3 rRNA genes are annotated in these 5,728 nt (G+C 54.9%); all 3 read right to left on the minus strand.

Annotated elements, in window-relative coordinates:
• Window positions 1-17 precede the first annotated feature (17 nt).
• Window positions 18-134, minus strand: a 5S ribosomal RNA gene (gene rrf / locus NFC73_RS20520).
• Between the two features lie 246 nt (window positions 135-380).
• Window positions 381-3,514, minus strand: a 23S ribosomal RNA gene (locus NFC73_RS20525).
• Window positions 3,515-4,018: 504 nt separating this feature from the next.
• Window positions 4,019-5,542: ribosomal RNA gene (locus tag NFC73_RS20530) — 16S ribosomal RNA — on the minus strand.
• The 16S, 23S and 5S rRNA genes sit together here, the layout of an rRNA operon.
• Between the last annotated feature and the right edge of the window lie 186 nt (window positions 5,543-5,728).

The following is a 5,728-nucleotide window of genomic DNA, read 5'->3' on the forward strand; positions in this document are numbered from 1 at the left end:
CTCGACCTGTAATGATGTTCCGGCGGTGACCTACTCTCCCACACCCTCCCGGGTGCAGTACCATCGGCGCTGTGGGTCTTAGCTTCCGGGTTCGGAATGGGACCGGGCGTTTCCCCCACGCTATGACCGCCGTAACCCTTGCTCCCGTACCGTCCGGGGGTTTTGGGCCCGGGGGTGGGAAAACTGGTGGTTACAACATGCTTCCTGCCGTGTGAGGGCAGGTGTGGTGTTGTTATTATGTTGTGTTTTTTGTTCCCTGTGCAACAAGCCCGTGTTCGGGTTTGTTGTTTGGGAACCACATAGTGGACGCAAGCAGTCTTGTTATCTTTTTACCAGCCCCGTGGTGCAAACCTCTTTTGAATAGGTTTGCGGGGTGGTGTGTGGTGTAAGTTATCGGCCTATTAGTACCGGTCAGCTTCACGAGTCGTTAGTCCTCGCTTCCACATCCGGCCTATCAACCCAGTGGTCTGGCTGGGGGCCTCTCACACACAAGGTGTATGGAAATCTCATCTCGAAGCGAGCTTCCCGCTTAGATGCTTTCAGCGGTTATCCCATCCGAACGTAGCTAATCAGCGGTGCACTTGGCAGTACAACTGACACACCAGAGGTTCGTCCGTCCCGGTCCTCTCGTACTAAGGACAGCCCTTCTCAAATTTCCTGCGCGCGCAGCGGATAGGGACCGAACTGTCTCACGACGTTCTAAACCCAGCTCGCGTACCGCTTTAATGGGCGAACAGCCCAACCCTTGGGACCTACTCCAGCCCCAGGATGCGACGAGCCGACATCGAGGTGCCAAACCATGCCGTCGATATGGACTCTTGGGCAAGATCAGCCTGTTATCCCCGAGGTACCTTTTATCCGTTGAGCGACGGCCATTCCACAATGTACCGCCGGATCACTAGTCCCGACTTTCGTCCCTGCTCGAGATGTCTCTCTCACAGTCAAGCTCCCTTGTGCACTTACACTCGACACCTGATTGCCAACCAGGCTGAGGGAACCTTTGGGCGCCTCCGTTACTTTTTAGGAGGCAACCGCCCCAGTTAAACTACCCATCAGGCACTGTCCCTGACCCGGATTACGGGCCGAAGTTAGATGTCCAAAGTGACCAGAGTGGTATTTCAACGATGACTCCACCCGAACTGGCGTCCGGGCTTCAACGTCTCCCACCTATCCTACACAAGCCACTCCGAACACCAATACCAAACTATAGTAAAGGTCTCGGGGTCTTTCCGTCCTGCTGCGCGTAACGAGCATCTTTACTCGTACTGCAATTTCGCCGAGTTTATGGTTGAGACAGCGGGGAAGTCGTTACTCCATTCGTGCAGGTCGGAACTTACCCGACAAGGAATTTCGCTACCTTAGGATGGTTATAGTTACCACCGCCGTTTACTGGGGCTTGAATTCTCAGCTTCGCCTTGCGGCTAACCGGTCCTCTTAACCTTCCAGCACCGGGCAGGAGTCAGTCCGTATACATCGTCTTGCGACTTCGCACGGACCTGTGTTTTTAGTAAACAGTCGCTTCCCCCTGGTCTCTGCGGCCCCGATCCCCTCCCACCAGCAAGTGGTGTTCAAGGTTGGGGCCCCCCTTCTCCCGAAGTTACGGGGGCATTTTGCCGAGTTCCTTAACCATAATTCTCTCGATCGCCTTAGTATTCTCTACCTGATCACCTGTGTCGGTTTGGGGTACGGGCGGCTAAAACCTCGCGTCGATGCTTTTCTCGGCAGCATAGGATCACCAAATCCCCCCGTGAGGGGGTCCCATCAGATCTCAGGCATCATGAACGGCGGATTTGCCTACCGTTCGCCCTACATCCTTAGACCGGGACAACCATCGCCCGGCTTGGCTACCTTCCTGCGTCACACCTGTTAATACGCTTGCCTCCCAGGATCAGGTCCCGCGCTCCACCAAAACCCTTCCACCACAAGGGCGGTCAGGCAGGTATCGGGCGGTTAGTATCCCCTGTTCAACATGGACGGTTTTTCGCCGGTACGGGAATATCAACCCGTTGTCCATCGACTACGCCTGTCGGCCTCGCCTTAGGTCCCGACTTACCCAGGGCAGATTAGCTTGACCCTGGAACCCTTGATCATTCGGCGGACGGGTTTCTCACCCGTCTTTCGCTACTCATGCCTGCATTCTCACTCGTGTAGGCTCCACCGCTGGTTTACACCGCGACTTCACTGCCCACACGACGCTCCCCTACCACTCCAGACGCCTGAACCAACCCACAAGGGGCGGCTTAGCTAATATCTGAAATCCACAACTTCGGCGGTGTACTTGAGCCCCGCTACATTGTCGGCGCGGAATCACTTGACCAGTGAGCTATTACGCACTCTTTTAAGGATGGCTGCTTCTAAGCCAACCTCCTGGTTGTCTTCGCAACTCCACATCCTTTCCCACTTAGCACACGCTTAGGGGCCTTAGTTGGTGGTCTGGGCTGTTTCCCTCTCGACTATGAAGCTTATCCCCCACAGTCTCACTGCTGCGCTCTCACTTACCGGCATTCGGAGTTTGGCTGACGTCAGTAACCTTGTAGGGCCCATTAGCCATCCAGTAGCTCTACCTCCAGCAAGAAACACGCAACGCTGCACCTAAATGCATTTCGGGGAGAACCAGCTATCACGAAGTTTGATTGGCCTTTCACCCCTACCCACAGCTCATCCCCTCCATTTTCAACTGAAGTGGGTTCGGTCCTCCACGACGTCTTACCGTCGCTTCAACCTGGCCATGGGTAGATCACTTCGCTTCGGGTCTAGATCACGCCACTGCAACGCCCTATTCAGACTCGCTTTCGCTACGGCTTCCCCACACGGGTTAACCTCGCGACGTAACACTAACTCGCAGGCTCATTCTTCAAAAGGCACGCCGTCACAACTACAAGGCTGCTCCGACGGATTGTAAGCACACGGTTTCAGGTACTGTTTCACTCCCCTCCCGGGGTACTTTTCACCTTTCCCTCACGGTACTGGTCCGCTATCGGTCATTAGGGAGTATTTAGGCTTATCAGGTGGTCCTGACAGATTCACACGGGATTTCTCGGGCCCCGTGCTACTTGGGATACTCTCCAGGCGGCACAAAACATTTCGGTTACGGGGCTCACACCCTCTCTGGCCGGCCTTTCAAGACCGTTCACCTATGCCTGCACATCACACCTCACCAGTCCGGCAGAACTGGTACGGAAAGTCCCACAACCCCGCCCATGCAACGCCCGCCGGCTATCACACATGGAACGGTTTAGCCTGATCCGCGTTCGCTCGCCACTACTGACGGAATCACTATTGTTTTCTCTTCCTGCGGGTACTGAGATGTTTCACTTCCCCGCGTTCCCTCCACGCACCCTATGTGTTCAGATGCGGGTCACCAGGCAGCTCGCGCCCCTGGCGGGGTTTCCCCATTCGGACACCCTGGGATCACAGTCCGGTTATCGACTCCCCCAGGCTTATCGCAGATTCCTACGTCCTTCTTCGGCTCCTAATGCCAAGGCATCCACCGTGTGCTCTTAAAAACTTGACCACAAAAGATCAAAAACGCTAATTTTCGAGAGAACCATGAAAACCACCCACACCCAAAAGAGTGCAGACAGATCCAGGTTCATAATTCTTGGAAATTGCTTCTTATAAAAGATGCTCGCGTCCACTATGTAGTTCTCAAACAACAACCCCAAACCACACACCCCACACACCAAAAAGTGCGCGATCGATGCAGCCAGGAAACCAGAAACAAACAAACACCGGACAGCAGCCAAAACCACCAACCCGGCCCTGTTGCCTCAGGACCCAACAGTGTGCCAAACACTAAACCACCCACCCCCAACCCACACCGATCCAGGCAGAGGCCATCCCGAAGGACAAACCAACCACCGTACTGGGTGAGGAAAGAAACAAGCGGCCGCTATTCGTTGATATTCCACCCTTGAGCACCCGCCGCAGAACAAACGTCTGCGCAACGGGCATATACTCCTGACAACCCCACCACACGGACATTGCATCCGGCAGGGTGGTTGTAGGTGCTCCTTAGAAAGGAGGTGATCCAGCCGCACCTTCCGGTACGGCTACCTTGTTACGACTTAGTCCCAATCGCCAGTCCCACCTTCGACAGCTCCCTCCCACAAGGGGTTAGGCCACCGGCTTCGGGTGTTACCAACTTTCGTGACTTGACGGGCGGTGTGTACAAGGCCCGGGAACGTATTCACCGCAGCGTTGCTGATCTGCGATTACTAGCGACTCCGACTTCATGGGGTCGAGTTGCAGACCCCAATCCGAACTGAGACCGGCTTTTTGGGATTAGCTCCACCTCACAGTATCGCAACCCTTTGTACCGGCCATTGTAGCATGCGTGAAGCCCAAGACATAAGGGGCATGATGATTTGACGTCGTCCCCACCTTCCTCCGAGTTGACCCCGGCAGTCTCCTATGAGTCCCCGCCATAACGCGCTGGCAACATAGAACGAGGGTTGCGCTCGTTGCGGGACTTAACCCAACATCTCACGACACGAGCTGACGACAACCATGCACCACCTGTAAACCGACCGCAAGCGGGGCACCTGTTTCCAGGCATTTCCGGTTCATGTCAAGCCTTGGTAAGGTTCTTCGCGTTGCATCGAATTAATCCGCATGCTCCGCCGCTTGTGCGGGCCCCCGTCAATTCCTTTGAGTTTTAGCCTTGCGGCCGTACTCCCCAGGCGGGGCACTTAATGCGTTAGCTACGGCGCGGAAAACGTGGAATGTCCCCCACACCTAGTGCCCAACGTTTACGGCATGGACTACCAGGGTATCTAATCCTGTTCGCTCCCCATGCTTTCGCTCCTCAGCGTCAGTTAATGCCCAGAGACCTGCCTTCGCCATCGGTGTTCCTCCTGATATCTGCGCATTTCACCGCTACACCAGGAATTCCAGTCTCCCCTACATCACTCTAGTCTGCCCGTACCCACCGCAGATCCGGAGTTGAGCCCCGGACTTTCACGGCAGACGCGACAAACCGCCTACGAGCTCTTTACGCCCAATAATTCCGGATAACGCTTGCGCCCTACGTATTACCGCGGCTGCTGGCACGTAGTTAGCCGGCGCTTCTTCTGCAGGTACCGTCACTTTCGCTTCTTCCCTACTGAAAGAGGTTTACAACCCGAAGGCCGTCATCCCTCACGCGGCGTCGCTGCATCAGGCTTTCGCCCATTGTGCAATATTCCCCACTGCTGCCTCCCGTAGGAGTCTGGGCCGTGTCTCAGTCCCAGTGTGGCCGGTCACCCTCTCAGGCCGGCTACCCGTCGTCGCCTTGGTGAGCCATTACCTCACCAACAAGCTGATAGGCCGCGAGTCCATCCAAAACCACAATAAAGCTTTCCACCCCCCACCATGCGATGAGGAGTCATATCCGGTATTAGACCCAGTTTCCCAGGCTTATCCCAGAGTTAAGGGCAGGTTACTCACGTGTTACTCACCCGTTCGCCACTAATCCCCCCACAAGTGAGGTTCATCGTTCGACTTGCATGTGTTAAGCACGCCGCCAGCGTTCATCCTGAGCCAGGATCAAACTCTCCGTTGAAGTAAAACAGACACAACCACCAACCCCGGAAATAACAGGATAAAATGGCTGCACAAAATTTGAAACCAGCTGTAAAAACCAGACCACACCACGGGGTGGCATAATCCAGTCAATTCAACCAATTCAATACAATAAATTGGTATCAACAAACTTGGCACACTATTGAGTTCTCAAACAACAGACACA

It is taken from the genome of Pseudarthrobacter humi (assembly GCF_024294965.1).
In the GTDB taxonomy this organism is placed as follows: Bacteria; Actinomycetota; Actinomycetes; order Actinomycetales; family Micrococcaceae; genus Arthrobacter; species Arthrobacter humi.